Origin of the sequence: Variovorax endophyticus (assembly GCF_025376855.1) — a bacterium.
Taxonomy (GTDB): Bacteria; Pseudomonadota; Gammaproteobacteria; order Burkholderiales; family Burkholderiaceae_C; genus Variovorax.
In genome coordinates, this window is record NZ_JAHUTH010000006.1 from 99,822 (window position 1) to 114,916 (window position 15,095).

The 15,095-nt window shown below is 67.5% G+C and carries 14 protein-coding genes; 12 read left to right on the forward strand and 2 right to left on the reverse strand.

Annotation, left to right across the window (positions count from 1 at the left end; genetic code table 11):
* Positions 1–9 precede the first annotated feature (9 nt).
* On the reverse strand, positions 10–2,433 hold the full coding sequence (locus KV106_RS09825; protein WP_261209789.1) for a penicillin-binding protein 1A: 2,424 nt from the start codon (positions 2,431–2,433) through the stop codon (positions 10–12).
* Between the two features lie 238 nt (positions 2,434–2,671).
* Here KV106_RS09825 and KV106_RS09830 point away from each other — a divergent pair, with 238 nt between their 5' ends.
* The 11 genes from KV106_RS09830 to KV106_RS09880 all read left to right on the forward strand — a co-directional run bounded on the left by KV106_RS09830 (position 2,672) and on the right by KV106_RS09880 (position 13,508).
* Positions 2,672–3,751: a pilus assembly protein PilM gene (locus KV106_RS09830; RefSeq protein WP_057596021.1), complete on the forward strand. Its 1,080-nt coding sequence runs from the start codon at positions 2,672–2,674 to the stop codon at positions 3,749–3,751.
* Positions 3,748–4,374 (forward strand): PilN domain-containing protein, encoded by a 627-nt coding sequence (locus KV106_RS09835; protein ID WP_261209794.1) that lies wholly within the window; start codon positions 3,748–3,750, stop codon positions 4,372–4,374. The genes KV106_RS09830 and KV106_RS09835 overlap by 4 nt, the downstream gene beginning before the upstream one ends.
* A gap of 6 nt (positions 4,375–4,380) precedes the next feature.
* Positions 4,381–5,064: a type IV pilus inner membrane component PilO gene (locus KV106_RS09840; RefSeq protein WP_261209796.1), complete on the forward strand. Its 684-nt coding sequence runs from the start codon at positions 4,381–4,383 to the stop codon at positions 5,062–5,064.
* The gene (locus KV106_RS09845; RefSeq protein ID WP_261209798.1) at positions 5,061–5,603 is read left to right on the forward strand and encodes a pilus assembly protein PilP; all 543 of its coding nucleotides are present in this window, start codon (positions 5,061–5,063) and stop codon (positions 5,601–5,603) included. Before KV106_RS09840 ends, KV106_RS09845 begins: the two co-directional genes overlap by 4 nt.
* Entirely contained in the window at positions 5,600–7,777 is a 2,178-nt protein-coding gene (pilQ, locus tag KV106_RS09850; RefSeq protein WP_261209800.1) for a type IV pilus secretin PilQ, read from the forward strand. Before KV106_RS09845 ends, pilQ begins: the two co-directional genes overlap by 4 nt.
* Before the next feature lie 23 nt (positions 7,778–7,800).
* Positions 7,801–8,364, forward strand: a complete 564-nt coding sequence (locus tag KV106_RS09855; RefSeq protein WP_261209802.1) for a shikimate kinase — start codon at positions 7,801–7,803, stop codon at positions 8,362–8,364.
* A 94-nt stretch (positions 8,365–8,458) separates the two neighbouring features.
* Positions 8,459–9,580 carry a 3-dehydroquinate synthase gene (gene aroB, locus KV106_RS09860; RefSeq protein ID WP_261209803.1) on the forward strand — a complete coding sequence of 374 codons (1,122 nt, stop codon included), beginning with the start codon at positions 8,459–8,461 and terminating at the stop codon, positions 9,578–9,580.
* A 37-nt stretch (positions 9,581–9,617) separates the two neighbouring features.
* Positions 9,618–10,769, forward strand: coding sequence for a deoxyguanosinetriphosphate triphosphohydrolase (locus KV106_RS09865; protein WP_261209805.1), 1,152 nt, complete (start codon positions 9,618–9,620; stop codon positions 10,767–10,769).
* Positions 10,766–12,031, forward strand: a complete 1,266-nt coding sequence (locus KV106_RS09870; RefSeq protein ID WP_261209807.1) for an MFS transporter — start codon at positions 10,766–10,768, stop codon at positions 12,029–12,031. The genes KV106_RS09865 and KV106_RS09870 overlap by 4 nt, the downstream gene beginning before the upstream one ends.
* The gene (locus KV106_RS09875) at positions 12,028–12,603 is read left to right on the forward strand and encodes a DUF1415 domain-containing protein (protein WP_261209809.1); all 576 of its coding nucleotides are present in this window, start codon (positions 12,028–12,030) and stop codon (positions 12,601–12,603) included. Before KV106_RS09870 ends, KV106_RS09875 begins: the two co-directional genes overlap by 4 nt.
* Positions 12,600–13,508: a class I SAM-dependent methyltransferase gene (locus KV106_RS09880; protein WP_409976501.1), complete on the forward strand. Its 909-nt coding sequence runs from the start codon at positions 12,600–12,602 to the stop codon at positions 13,506–13,508. The genes KV106_RS09875 and KV106_RS09880 overlap by 4 nt, the downstream gene beginning before the upstream one ends.
* A gap of 18 nt (positions 13,509–13,526) precedes the next feature.
* Here the strand turns inward: KV106_RS09880 and KV106_RS09885 are convergent, their stop codons facing one another.
* Entirely contained in the window at positions 13,527–14,234 is a 708-nt protein-coding gene (locus tag KV106_RS09885; protein WP_261209811.1) for a DUF1266 domain-containing protein, read from the reverse strand.
* 84 nt (positions 14,235–14,318) lie between these two features.
* Between KV106_RS09885 and KV106_RS09890 the strand changes: the two genes are divergently transcribed.
* Positions 14,319–15,014, forward strand: a complete 696-nt coding sequence (locus KV106_RS09890) for a transposase (protein WP_261209812.1) — start codon at positions 14,319–14,321, stop codon at positions 15,012–15,014.
* Positions 15,015–15,095: the final 81 nt, after the last annotated feature.

Consider the following 15,095-nt stretch of genomic DNA (forward strand, 5'->3'; position numbering starts at 1 on the left):
GGCTCGGACTCAGTTGCGGAACAGGTCGAGGATGCGGCTGCGCTCCTCGGGCGGTGCCGGCGGACTCACCGGCGCGCCGCTCAGCGATTCGGCCGGCGCCGCCGGTGCCGTATCGACACCCAGGCTGGCCACGCCGCGGCCCGGCGCATAGTCGTCGTAGTACCACTCGCCGCCCACGTTCACCACGCCGGAAGGCGGCGCCGTCGAGAGGTCGGTGACCGGCGTGCCCTTGATGGCCGTTTCCATGAAGTTGATCCAGATCGGCAGGCTCAGGCCGCCGCCGGTCTCGCGGTCGCCGAGGTTGCGCGGCGTGTCGTAGCCGATCCACGAGATCGCGGTCATGGTCGGCTGGAAGCCCGCGAACCAGGCATCGAGCGAGTCGTTGGTGGTGCCGGTCTTGCCGTAGAGGTCGGGCCGCTTGAGCATCGCCTGGGCCTTGGCCGCGGTGCCGGCGCGCGCCACCGACTGCAGCAGGCTGTCCATGATGAAGGCGTTGCGCTGCGGGATGGCGCGCAGCGCCTCGTTGAGCAGCGGCGGCTGCTTGTCGACCAGCAGCTTGTCCTTGTGGTCGGTGATGCGCGTCACGAGGTAGGGATTGACGCGGTAGCCGCCGTTGGCGAACACCGAGTAGCCCACCGCCATCTGCATCGGCGTGACCGAGCCCGCGCCGAGCGCCATCGGCAGGTAGGCCGGGTGCTTCTCGCGCTCGAAGCCGAAGTTGGTGATCCAGTCCTGCGCGTAGCGCGTGCCGATCGACTGCAGGATGCGGATCGAGACCAGGTTCTTCGACTTCATCAGCGCGGTGCGCATCGACATCGGGCCGTCGTAGCCGCCGCCGTAGTTCTTGGGCTCCCAGGGCTGGCCGCCGGTGGTGCCGGCATCGAAGAACAGCGGGCCGTCGTTGATCACGGTGGCGGGCGTGAAGCCCTTCTCGAGCGCGGCCGAATAGATGAAGGGCTTGAAGCTCGAACCGGGCTGGCGCCAGGCCTGCGTGACGTGGTTGAACTTGTTCTTGCCGAAGTCGAAGCCGCCGACCAGCGCCTTGATCGCGCCGTCGCGCGGGTCCATGGCGACGAAGGCGCCCTCGACCTCGGGCAGCTGGGTGATCTCCCAGGTGTTCTTGGGCGTCTTCACCACGCGGATCACCGCGCCGCGGCGGATCTTGATGTTGGGCGGTGCCTTGTCGGAAAGGCCCGACTGCGCGGGCTTGAGGCCTTCGCCCGTGATCTGCACCGCGTCGCCGTTGCCGCGCACCGCGTCGATCTGCTTGGCCGTGGCCTTGAGCACCACGGCGGCCATCACGTCGCCGTTGTCGGGATGGTCGCTGAGCGCGTCGTCCACCGCTTCGTCGAGATCCTTGGCGTCGTTCGGCAGCTCGACGAACTTCTCGGGGCCGCGGTAGATCTGGCGGCGCTCGTAATCCATGATGCCCTTGCGCAGCGCCTTGTAGGCGGCGGCCTGGTCGGCCGCCACGAGCGAGGTGTAGACCTTGAGGCCGCGCGTGTAGGTGCTGTCGCCGTACTGCGCGTACATCAGTTGGCGCACCGTCTCGGCCACGTACTCGGCATGCAGCCGGTTCGGGTCGGCGGCATCGCGCAGGTGCAGTTCTTCCTTCTTGGCGGCCGCGGCCTGCTCGGCGGTGATGAAGCCTGCTTCCTGCATGCGGTCGATCACGTAGAACTGCCGGCCGCGCGCGCGCTGCGGGTTGTTCACCGGGTTGTTCGCGCCGGGTGCCTTGGGCAGGCCGGCCAGCATCGCGGCCTGGGCGATGGTGAGCTCGGACAGCGGCTTGCCGAAGTAGGCCTCGGAGGCGGCGGCGAAGCCGTAGGCGCGGTTGCCGAGGTAGATCTGGTTCAGGTAGATCTCGAAGATCTGGTCCTTGCTCAGCAGGTGCTCGAGCTTGAAGGTCAGCAACACCTCGTAGATCTTGCGCGTGAGCGTCTTCTCGGAGCTCAGGTAGACGTTGCGCGCCACCTGCATGGTGATGGTGGAGGCGCCCTGGCTCTTCACGCGGTTCATGTTCGCGAGGCCGGCGCGAATCATGCCCTTGTAGTCGACGCCGCCATGGTCGTAGAAGCGCGCGTCCTCGGCCGCCAGCACGGCGTCCTTCACCACCTTGGGAATGGCGGAGATCGGCGTCAGGTTGCGGCGCTCCTCGCCGAATTCGCCGATCTGGATGCCTTCGGCCGAGAACACGCGCAGCGGCAGCTTGGGCCGGTAGTCGGAGAGCTCGGAGATGTCGGGCAGGTTCGGGTAGGCGACCGCCAGCGCCACCGCGACCACGCAGATCACCGACAGCACGCCGGCCGCGGCGATGCCCAGGCCCCAGAACACGAAGCGCAGCAGCCATTTGAGCCAGGCGGGCCGGGTGGAGGCGGGTGGGGTGTTGGCTGGGCGCTTGGAGTTTGGCGTTGGCCGTGTGTTTTCTTGCATGGAGGGCCCGAGAGTCACCGCGCATTATAAAAAGCCACCCCCTCGGCGGGCCCTCTTGTTTGCCAGGGTCCCAAGTCCTAATCCGAAAGTTACAAAGCGAGGCTTTAACGTCAGGTTTTGGCAACGATCGGACCTGCCGTCCCGATGCGCCCCTTGGATGGCGTCGGGCGTGCTGCTAGCATGCAACCGAATTCAATTTTTTCCATTGGTTACAAATGCAGGGGAAGAGGGACAGAACTTGGCTGCTCTTGGAACATTGTTTCGTCGTCAGAACGCCCCCCTGCTCGGGCTGGATGTCAGTTCGTCCAGCGTCAAGCTGGTCGAGCTCGGCCGTGAAGCCAGCGGCAAGCTGATCCTGGAACGCTGCGCCATCGAGCCGCTCGAGCGCGGCTGGATCACCGATGGCAACGTCGAGAAGTTCGACGAAGTCGCCGAGGCCGTGCGCCGCGTGGTGCGCAAGAGCGGCACCCGCACCCGCAATGTGGCGCTGGCGCTGCCGCCCTCGGCGGTGATCACCAAGAAGATCATTCTTCCGGGCGGCATGAGCGAGCAGGAGCTCGAGATTCAGGTCGAATCGGAAGCAAATCAATACATTCCTTTCTCGCTCGATGAAGTGAGTCTCGATTTCTGCGTGACCGGGCCGAGCCTGAGCTCGGCGGGCGACGTCGAAGTGCTGATCGCCGCCTCGCGCAAGGAAAAGGTGCAGGACCGCGAAGGCCTGGCCGAAGCGGCGGGCCTCAAGGCCATGATCCTGGACGTCGAGTCCTATGCCTCGCGCCTCGCCACCGCGCGCCTGATCGAGCAGTTGCCGGGCAAGGGCCAGGATGCGATCGTCGCCCTGTTCGAGGTCGGTGCCTTCACCACCAGCATGCAGGTGCTGCGCAACCAGGAAGTGCTGTACGACCGCGACCAGGCTTTCGGCGGCGCCCAGCTGACCCAGATGATCGTGCGCCAGTACGGCTTCTCGGCCGAGGAGGCCGAGGCCAAGAAGCGCAGCGGCGACCTGCCCGACGACTATGGCTCGGGCGTCCTCAAGCCCTTCGTCGAGAGCATTGCCCAGGAAATCGCGCGCGCGCTGCAGTTCTTCTTCACCAGCACGCCGCACAACCGCGTCGACTACGTGATGCTGGCCGGCGGCTCGGCCTCGCTGCCGGGCCTGAGCAATGCGGTGACGCGGCAGACCTCCTTCGCCTGCTCGCTCGTGAATCCCTTCGACGGCATGGAGCTCGGTTCGAACATCCGCGAGAAGAAGGTCCGGCGCGAAGCGCCTTCCTACCTGACCTCCTGCGGCCTGGCCATGCGGAGGTTTCTGCAGTGATTCTGATCAACCTGCTCCCTCACCGCGAGGCCGCGCGCAAGCGCCGGCGCGAGGCCTTCTTCGGCACCCTGGCCGGCGCCGCGCTGCTCGGCGGCCTGATCGCCTGCCTGGGCTACCTCTGGTTCGAGGCCCAGATCTCGGCCCAGCAGTCGAAGAACCGCTTCCTGCAGGGCGAGATCAAGAAGCTCGAGGTCGAGATCAAGGAGATCTCGACCCTGCAGGACGAGATCGCGGCGCTGCGCGCGCGCCAGCAGGCTGTCGAGGACCTGCAGGGCGACCGCAACCTGCCGGTGCATTTGCTCAACGAGTTGGTGCGGCAACTGCCCGACGGCGTCTACCTGTCGAACATGAAGCAGGACAACCAGACCGTCACGCTGCAGGGCATGGCGCAATCGAACGAGCGCGTGTCGGAGCTGCTGCGCAACCTCGGCAACAACAGCCCCTGGCTGGTGAAGCCGGAGCTGGTCGAGATCACTTCCGCCACCGTGAGCCTGAGCGCGAACCAGCGCGACCAGCGTCGGGTGGCGAACTTCACCATGCGCATCGGCCTCAAGCGGCCGACCGACGCGCAGAAGGCGGCGGCCGACAAGGCGCTGGCCGCCGCGGCGCAGTCCAAGGGCTAGGCGATCATGGCAAGCACCCGCTCCTCTCCCAAGGTCGATGTCGGCGCCGCGATGCGCCGCTTCGGCGACCAGTTCCGTGGCCTGAACACCAACGACCCCGCGAGCTGGCCGTCCGTGCCGCGCTATGCGCTGTGTCTGGGGCTGACCGTCGTCGTGGTGGTGGCCCTGTGGTTCGTCTGGCTCACGAATTCGAACGACGAGCTCGAATCGGAGCGCGGCAAGGAAGTCGCGCTCAAGGCCGACTATCAGAAGAAGGTGGCCCAGGCGGCCAATCTCGACCTGCTGAAGAAGCAGCGCGAGCAGGTGCAGCAGTACGTCACGCTGCTCGAGAAGCAGTTGCCGAGCAAGGCCGAGATGGATGCGCTGCTGTCGGACATCAACCAGGCCGGGCTCGGTCGCAGCCTGCAGTTCGAGCTGTTCCGTCCGGGCCAGGTCGTGGTGAAGGACTACTACGCCGAATTGCCGATCGCTGTGCGCGTCACCGGCCGCTATCACGACATGGGTGCGTTCGCGGCCGATGTGGCGAGCCTATCGCGCATCGTGACGCTGAACAACCTGAGCGTGGCGCCGCAGAAGGACAAGGACGGTGCGTTGACAATGGATGCGACGGCACGCACCTACCGCTATCTCGACGAGGAAGAGCGGGCGGCCCAGAAACGCGCTGCGGCGCCCAAAGGCGCGAAGAAATGAGAGCGACCTTCAAGTTGTTGTGGCTCGCGATGGCCACGCTAGGGTTGAGCGCCTGCGGGGACTCTGATCAGGAGGACCTTCAGCGCTGGATGGTGGAGCAGCGCGCACAGGTCAAGCCCAGCATCTCGCCCATCGCTGAACCAAAAAAATTCACGCCGCAAGCCTATACGGAGGCCTCGTCGTTCGAGCCCTTCAATATGTTGAAGCTCACGCAGGCATTGCGTCGCGAATCGAACCAGCCCGGCAATTCCGATCTGATCGCTCCCGAATTGGCGCGCCGTAAGGAAGCCCTCGAGGCCTTCCCGCTCGATTCGATGGCGATGGTGGGCACCATGAACCGCAGTGGCCAGCCGATAGCACTCGTGAAGGTCGACAAGCTGCTCTACAAGGTGCGCATCGGCGAATACCTGGGCCTCAACTACGGCCGCATCACCCGAATCAATGAAAGCGAAGTCGCCCTGCGTGAAATCGTGCAGGACGCGGCGGGCGAATGGATCGAACGCGCAGCATCGCTGCAGTTGCAAGAGAGTGCGAAATGAACCTAGAAAAATCGAAGATGGCACATCGGCTGCGAACCGTCGCGCTCGGACTGCTGGCATTCGGCGCCCTGGCCGTGGCCCATGCCCAGAACGCCATCGAATCGGTGACGAGCTCGATGCAATCGGGTACGGAAGTGATTCGCATCGATCTGGCGCAACCGTTGGCCGCCGTGCCCAATGGTTTCGCGGTCCAAACACCCGCGCGCATCGCACTCGATTTTCCTGGCGTCACGAACGCCATCGGGCGATCGGCGATCGAAGTGAACCAAGGCAATCTCCGTTCGGTCAACGTGGTGCAAGCCGGCGAACGCAGCCGTGTGGTGCTCAACCTCAAGCAGGCCACCGCGTACAAGACCGAGATTCAGGGCAAATCGCTATTGGTGACGCTTGAACCCACGGCAGGCGTAGCGCTTGCGACACCGGTTTCCGCAACCTTCGCGGAGAACCGGAACCGCGACACCCTGCCGCTGCGCGACGTCGATTTTCGTCTGGGTTCGGACAACACCGGCCGCGTCATCATCGAGTTGGCGAACAACCAGGTGGGCGTGGATCTGCGTCAGCAAGGCAAGAGCCTGGTGGCGGAGTTCAACAAGTCCACGTTGCCCGAGGGCCTGCGTCGACGGCTCGATGTGGCCGACTTCAATACACCGGTGCAGTCGATCACGGCCCAGCAAGCCGGGGACCGCGTGCGCCTGACGATCGAATCCAAGGGCGACTGGGAGCACAGCGCTTACCAGAGCGACAACCAGTTCGTGGTGGAAGTTCGCGCGCGCAAGATCGATCCGACCAAGTTGACGCAAGGCGCGGGCTACACGGGAGAAAAACTCTCGCTCAATTTTCAGAATATCGAGATCCGTTCGCTGCTGCAGGTGATCGCCGACTTCACGAACTTCAATATCGTGACTTCCGATTCAGTCACCGGTGCATTGACCTTGCGGTTGAAGGATGTGCCTTGGGATCAGGCGCTCGACATCATCATGCAGGCCAAGAACCTTGGCATGCGTAAGAACGGCAGCGTATTGTGGATCGCGCCAAAGGATGAGATCAACGCGAAAGAGAAGCTCGAGTTCGAGGCCAAGGCCGCGATCGAAAATCTCGAGCCGTTGCGGACGCAGTCGTTCCAACTCAATTACACCAAGGCGATAGCCATTGCTCAGGGGCTGACCGGCACCGGCACATCCGCGGGTGGAGCAGGAGCAGGGGGTAATTCGAGCAATACCACGCGCATCTTGAGCCCCCGCGGCAGCGTGATCGCCGAAGCCCGTACCAACCAATTGTTCGTATCCGACATCCCCTCGCGTCTGGCGCAGGTCGCGGAACTCATTCAGAAGCTTGACGTGCCCGTGCGTCAGGTGTTGATCGAAGCGCGGATCGTTGAAGCGACCGATACCTTTGGAAAGTCACTGGGGGCCAGATTGGGGGGCGGTATCGCAAACGAGCGGATCGCTTCCGCCAATGGCAATCGCGCGTTCGGCACCATCGGCGCCATGCCCTTGTCCGGCACGGGATCTGGTTCTGGCTCCACCGGCGGCAACAGTGGCGGCAACACCACCACGACCTGGACCAATTCGAACTTTGTGAACCTGCCTGCGGTCGACCCGCTCAACAATGGCACTTCTCCGGGAACCTTCGCGATCTCGCTGTTCAATTCCAGCTTCTCACGCATGTTGAATCTTGAGATTTCAGCGCTGGAGGCGGATGGCAAGGGCAAGCTGGTGTCGAGTCCCCGTGTCATCACGGCCGACCAAACCAAGGCTCTGATCGAGCAGGGCGAGGAAATCCCCTACCAGCAGGCGACCTCGAGCGGTGCCACCTCGATCGCGTTCCGCAAGGCCGTGCTCAAGCTCGAAGTCACGCCGCAGATCACGCCCGAGGGCAACATCATCCTGACGCTCGACGTCAGCAAGGATGCTCGCGGCGTTAACACCACGGCCGGCCCCGCCATCAACACCAAGCACGTCCAGACCGAGGTGCTGGTCGAAAACGGCGGCACGGTCGTCATCGGTGGTATCTTCGAGCTCAACGAATCCAATGACGAGTCGCGCGTGCCGGTGCTGGGTGAAGTGCCCTATCTGGGGGCGCTGTTCCGCACACGCACTCGCATTGCGAACAAGACCGAAATGCTCGTCTTTATCACCCCGAAGATGATTACCGACCGCAACGCCGCGCGCTGACGCGCGGGCGTAGCAGCCACGGCGTGGCCGTCGCACTCGTCGGATTGCCCGGCGCCGGAAAGTCCGCGGTGGGCCGGCGGCTGGGGCAGCGTCTCGACCTTCCCTTCGTCGACACCGACCACGAGATCGAGCAGCGCATCGGCTGCTCGATCCGCGACTACTTCGAGCGCGAAGGCGAAGCCGCCTTCCGTGACCTCGAGCAGCAGGTGATCGCCGAGCTGGCTGCTGGCGCGCACGGCGTGCTGGCCACCGGAGGAGGCGCGGTGCTGCGCGAGGCCAACCGCCGGCAACTGCGCGGCCATTTCCACGTGATCTACCTGCGGTCCTCGCCCGAGGACCTGTTCCGGCGGCTGCGCCACGACGTCAAGCGCCCGCTGTTGCAGGTGGCCGATCCGCTGGGCCGGCTGCGCGAGCTGCACGACGCGCGCGATCCCTTCTACCGCGAGACGGCCCACGACGTGGTCGACACCGGTCGTCCCACGGTCGCGACGCTCGTGAACATCATCGTGATGCAGCTCGAGCTGGCGGGCATCGTGTCGCCCGGCGCGCATCCCGAGGGGCCCGAGCCGACCGTGTCTTCGGACTGAGCCCGCGCGACCCGAGGCGCATCGACCCTCGCGCGCCCAGGCGCTTGGCGCCGGCGTTCCGGCCCGTCGGCGCCGCACCGCCTAAACTCCCGCCATGCCATCGCCCGCCGCCTCCGTTTCCCCGCCCCCCCTCGAACGCGTCGACATCCCGCTCGGCGACCGCAGCTATCCCATCCTCATCGGCGCCGGCCTGTTCGACGATCCCCGGACCTACGGCGTCGTGCCGCAGGCGGCCAGCGCGCTGATCGTCAGCAACACCACGGTCGCGCCGCTCTACGCCCAGGCGCTTCGCGAGGCGCTGGCCGGCCGGTTCCGGCAGGTGCATCTGCTCGAGCTGCCCGATGGCGAGGCCTACAAGAACCTCGAGACCCTGAACCTGATCTTCGACGCGCTGTTGGGCCACGGCAGCGACCGCAAGACCGTGCTGTTCGCGCTCGGCGGCGGCGTGGTGGGCGACATGACCGGCTTCGCGGCCGCCAGCTACATGCGCGGCGTGCCCTTCGTCCAGGTGCCGACCACGCTGCTGGCGCAGGTCGACTCCTCGGTCGGCGGCAAGACGGCCATCAACCATCCGCTGGGCAAGAACATGATCGGCGCGTTCTACCAGCCGCAGCTGGTGGTCTGCGACCTCGGTACCCTGCAGACCCTGCCGCCACGCGAACTCAGCGCCGGCCTGGCCGAGGTCATCAAGTACGGGCCGATCCATGACATGGCTTTCCTCGACTGGATCGAAGCCAACATCGAGGCCCTGGTGGCGCGCGATCCCGCCGCGCTCGCGCATGCGGTCAAGCGCAGCTGCGAGATCAAGGCGCTGGTGGTCGGCCAGGACGAGCGCGAAACCGGCCTGCGCGCCATCCTCAATTTCGGCCACACCTTCGGCCATGCGATCGAATCGGGCCTGGGCTATGGCGAATGGCTGCACGGCGAGGCCGTGGGCTGCGGCATGGTGATGGCGGCGCGGCTGTCGCAGCGCCTCGGCGGCGTGGATGCGGCCTTCGTCGAGCGCCTGACCCGCCTGATCCAGCGCGCTGGCCTGCCCACGGTCGGTCCCGACCTCGGCGCCGACCGCTACCTGGAACTGATGCGCGTCGACAAGAAATCCGAGGGCGGCGAGATCCGCTTCGTCGTGATCGACAAGCCGGGTTCCGCGATCATGCGCGGCGCGCCCGATGCGCTGGTGCGCGAGGTGCTCGCGCAATCCTGCGCGGCGGCCTGAACCCCCTTCCGATGGCCGGCATCGCCCCCGCGGATCCATGAGCCTCGCGCCCTACGCCTCGCATCCCGCGCGTTCGCGCGGCCGACGTCATCCCGAGCCGCCCGCGCCCACGCGCGACGCCTTCCAGCGCGACCGCGACCGCATCGTGCATTCGACGGCGTTCCGGCGGCTGGTCTACAAGACCCAGGTGTTCCTCAATCACGAGGGCGACCTGTTCCGCACGCGGCTCACGCATTCGCTCGAGGTGGCGCAGCTCGGCCGTTCCATCGCGCGCGCGCTGCGGCTCAACGAGGACCTGGTGGAAGCCATCGCGCTGGCCCATGACCTGGGCCACACGCCCTTCGGCCATGCGGGGCAGGACGCGCTCAATGCCTGCATGGTCGAGCACGGCGGCTTCGAGCACAACCTGCAGAGCCTGCGCGTGGTCGATGCGCTCGAGCATCGCTATCCGCAGTACGACGGCCTCAATCTCAGCTTCGAGACGCGCGAGGGCATCCTCAAGCACTGCTCGCGCGCCAACGCCGAGAAGCTCGAGGCGGCCGAGCCCGGCGGCGTGGCGCGCCGCTTCATCGACCGCACCCAGCCCGGCCTCGAGGCGCAGCTGTGCAACCTGGCCGATGCGATCGCCTACAACGCCCACGACATCGACGACGGCGTGCGCTCCGGCCTGATCGCGGTCGAGCAACTGGCCGAGGTCGAGCTGTTCGAACGCTACCGGCGCGAGGCGCTGGCCGAATACCCGGCGCTCAGCGGCCGCCGCGTGCTCTACGAGACCATCCGCCGGATGCTCAGCGCCCAGGTCTACGACGTGATCGACGCCACCCGCGCCACGCTCGAGGCGCTCGCGCCTGGCGACGCCGACGCGGTGCGCCGCGCGCCGCCGGTGGTCGCGTTCAGCGAGGGCATGCGCGCGCAGTCGGAGACGCTGCAGCGCTTCCTGTTCCGCAACCTCTACCGCCACCCACAGGTGGTGCAGACCACCGACCAGGCGCGCGAGGTGGTGCGCGAACTGTTCGATGCCTACCTCGAGCGCGGTGCCGAGATGCCCGAGTCCTTCGCCGAGCGCGCCGACCGCCCGCGCGCCGTGGCCGACTACATCGCGGGCATGACCGACCGCTTCGCGATGCGCGAGCACGAACGGCTGACCGGCCGGTGCGGCATTGCGCGCGCCGACGGGCCGACGGCATGACATCGCCCGGCGCGCGCCCGCGCATCCCCGCGGCCGCCTTCGCGGTCGTGGTCGCGGGCGTCAGCGCCGCGCTGCACCTGGGCAAGCTGCCGCCCGCGGTCCCGGCGCTGCAGGCTTCGCTGGGCATCGGCCTGGTCGAAGCCGGCTTTCTGCTTTCGCTGGTGCAGGTCGCGAGCATGACGCTAGGGCTGCTCGCGGGCCTGGCGGCCGACACCATCGGCCTGCGCCGCAGCATGCTCGGCGGACTGGCCGTGCTGACCCTGGCCAGCCTCGCGGGCGGCGCGGTCGGCAGCCACCTGCCCGCAGAGCAGGCTGTGCCCTGGCTGCTGGTGCTGCGCGCCATCGAGGGCATCGGCTTCCTGCTGGCGGTGATGCCGGGGCCGGGCCTGATCCGCGCCCTCACGCCCGCGGGCGCCGACAAGGCCGCGCTGGGGCTCTGGGGCGCCTACATGCCCTTCGGCGTGGCGCTGGCACTGTTGCTCGGCCCGGTGCTGATCGGCTGGAACGGCTGGCCCGGCTGGTGGTGGGCGCTGTCGATGGTGTCGGCGCTGGCGGCGGCCTGGCTGTTCGTCGCGGTGCCGGCCGACCGGCAACGCGCGCCGATCGCCGCCACCGTGCCCGAGAGCGGCTGGTCGCGCCTGCGCACCACCGTCGGCGCGCGCGGGCCCTGGCTCACGGCGCTGAGCTTCGCCGTCTATTCGGCGCAGTGGATGGCGGTGATCGGCTTCCTGCCCGCGATCTATGCCGGCGCGGGCGTGCCGGCCGGCTGGAACGCGGTGCTCACAGCGCTGGCCGCTGCGATGAACATCGTCGGCAACATCATGGGCGGGCGCTGGCTGCAGCGCGGCATCGCGCCCGAACGGCTGCTGCAGTGGGGCTTCCTGATCATGGCGCTGGGCGGCATCGCGGCTTTCGCGGAACTGCGTGGGCCGGGCGCCGATGCCGTCGGGCTGCCGGCTTCGCTGCGCTTCGTGGCCGTCTGCGCCTTCTCGCTCGCGGGCGGCATGGTGCCGGCCACGCTGTTCCTGCTCGGCGTGCGCTTCGCGCCCGGGCCGGCCACCGTGTCGACCACCGTCGGGCTGATGCAGCAGGCCTCGTCGCTGGGCCAGTTCCTGGCGCCGCCGACTGTTGCCTGGGTGGCGCACCGCGTCGGCGGATGGCACTGGACCTGGGTCGCGACGCTCGCCTGCTCGTTGACCGGCATCGCGATCGCGCGCCGGCTCGGCCGCGCGCGGCTGGCACTGGAGGCGGCGACGCCATGAGCGGCGATGCCTTCGTCACGGCCGAGCAGGCCATCGCCGACACGCGCCGCTGGCTCGAGCGCGCGGTGATCGGCCTCAACCTGTGCCCGTTCGCGAAGGCCGTGCACGTCAAGGGCCAGATCCACTACGCCACCTACCTGCCCGCCGAGCATGACGACCTGCTCGACGCATTGCTCGCCGAGGCCCGGCAACTCGTCGCGCTCGATGCCACCGAGCGCGACACCACCTTGCTGATCGCGCCGAGCGCGCTTTCGGATTTCCTCGATTTCAACGACTTCACGGCACGCGCCGAGCGCAGGCTTGCCAAGGCCGGCTTCGACGGCGTGCTGCAGCTCGCGAGCTTCCATCCGCAATTCCAGTTCGGCGGCACCGAGCCCGACGACATCGGCAACGCCACCAACCGCGCGCCCTATCCCACGCTGCACCTGCTGCGCGAAGAGAGCGTGGACCGCGCGGTCGAGGCCTTTCCCGATGCCGAAGAGATCTTCGGCCGCAACATCGATACCCTCGAGGCCCTCGGGCCCGAAGGCTGGGCCGCGCTCGACGTCGGCCCCGGGAGCACCCCCACATGAATACCCACGCACCGAAGAAGACCCGCGACGACCATTCCGCCAAGGGCGGCAAGACCGCCAAGATGGCGAAGGCCGATGCCGAGCTCGCCGAGGCCTTGCGCCCGGGCCAGTCGGTCGAGCTGCTCAAGGAGCTGCACATCCTCACGCGCGAGGGCCGGCTCAACCAGGACTCGCGCCGCAAGCTCAAGCAGGTCTACCACCTGTTCCAGTTCATCGAGCAGCTGCTGCGCGAGCTGCCCGAGGGCGGCGCCAACGCCACGCTGGCCGACCATGGCGCGGGCAAGTCGTACCTGGGCTTCATCGTCTACGACCTGTTCTTCCGCGCGGGGCAGGGCGGTCACGTCTACGGCATCGAGACGCGCGCCGAGCTGGTCCAGAAGTCGCGCGAACTCGCGCAGCGGCTGGGCTTCGACCGCATGTCCTTCCTCAACCTCACGGTGGCCGAATCGGCCACCGCGGGCGAGCTGCCGCCGCGGATCGACGTGGTGACCGCGCTGCATGCCTGCGACACCGCCACCGACGACGCGATCGCCTTCGGTCTCGCGAAGAAGGCGCGCTGCATGGTGCTGGTGCCGTGCTGCCAGGCGGAGGTGGCGGCCTGCCTGCGCGAGACCAAGGCGCTCGCGCTCTCGCGCACGCCGCTGGCCGAGCTCTGGCGCCATCCGCTGCACACGCGCGAGATCGGCAGCCAGCTCACCAACGTGCTGCGCTGCCTGTACCTCGAGGCCAACGGCTACAGCGTCACCGTGACCGAGCTCGTGGGCTGGGAGCACAGCATGAAGAACGAGCTGATCCTCGCGCGCCACACCGGCCAGCGCAAGGCGAGCGCGGCGGCGCGGCTGCGCGAACTGCTGGCGCAGTTCGGGCTCGACGCGTTGGGCGATACGCGCTTTAGTCTCGACTGAGCCTGACGCCGCGCCGGCTCAGCGCGAGGCGAGCAGCGCAGGCAGCGCGTCGCGCGTGGGCCAGGCCAGCGTCTTCCATGGGCTGCGCTCGTCTTCCAGCAGCCGTTCGGTCACCGAAGCCAGCACCTTGCGGCCCATGAAGTTGCTGCCCGCGGCATCGCGCTCGCCCTCGAGGAAGCTGCGGCCGTAGCTCTCCCAGCCATCGAAGCGCTCGACCGCCAGCGCCACCGCCGGCTCGAGCGCGTCCAGCGCCTCGCGCGCTTCCAGGTAGCCGACCGCCGCCGAGCCGGTCGCGAGGTGCGCGAAGCGGGCGATCCACACGGCCAGTTCGCCATCCGTGCTCCGGGCCATCGCCTCGGCCGCGTCGTGGGTGTCGGCGATGGCTTCGCGTGCCTGCGCCTCGCCGTCCGCGTCGAAGTCGCGTGCCAGCAGCTTCTTCCACGGCCCGACTTCCTCGTCGGGGATCGGCACGCACAGCAGGTGCACCGCGTCGCGGTTCGCTTCCCTGGCGGCCTTGAGCTCGGGGGCGAAGGTCTCGCGGTAGATCGCGGCCAGCGCCACGGCCATGTTCTCGTAGCGCGACGAGGCCGCGAGCCGGGCCTCGAGCGCCGCGCCGTCCTGCTGCGCCTTGGCCTCGCGCTCGGCGGTTTCCTGCGCCAGCTCGGCGCGTCCCTCCGCCATGCCTTCCTTGACCGTATCGAGCATTTCCTTGAAGAACTTGAACATCGAATGGCTCCTCCCCCGCCAGGATGGGATGGTTCGGCGGGCGGCTTAGGATACAAGTCCCGCGCGTCAACCCCTTCCTGGCCCATGGCCCGCCTTCCCCGCCTCACCCTTGCCGGCCTGCCGCACCATGCGATCCAGCGCGGCAACAACCGCCAGCCGATCTTCGTGGACCGTGCCGACCACGAGAAGCTGCTCGCCCTGCTGGCCGACAGCGCCACGCGCTTCGGCGTCGCGGTGCATGCCTACGTGCTGATGGACAACCACTTCCACCTGCTGGCCACGCCCGACACCGCCACGGGGCTGCCGCAGCTCATGCAGTCGGTCGGGCGCAGCTACGTGCGCTACTTCAACGATCGCCATGGCCGCAGCGGCACCCTGTGGGAAGGGCGCTACAGGTCGACCCTGATCCAGACCGAGCGCTACCTGCTGACCTGCATGGCCTACATCGACCTCAACCCGGTGCGCGCGGGGCTGGTGATCGATCCGCGCGACTTCGCGTGGTCCAGCCATGCGCACTACGCGGGGTTGCGGCACGACCGGCTGCTCACGCCCCATCCGCTGTACTGGGAGCTCGGCAACACCCCGTTCGCGCGCGAGGCGGCGTATGTCGAACTGGTGCGCGCGGGGGTCCGGGCCGCCGACCAGTCGGCGCTGACCGAGGCCACGCTGCGTGGCTGGGCGGCCGGCGATGCGGATTTCCTGGAAGCGTTGCAGAAGAACACCGAGCGCCGCGTGCTGCCGGCCAAGGCCGGGCGGCCGCCTTCCGACATCAAGAGCTGAGCTGAAGAGGGCGGAAACCGCCGTCCAGTGACTGTCTTTCGCTATCTAATTTGATGTGTCCCCAATTAAATTCTGACAAGA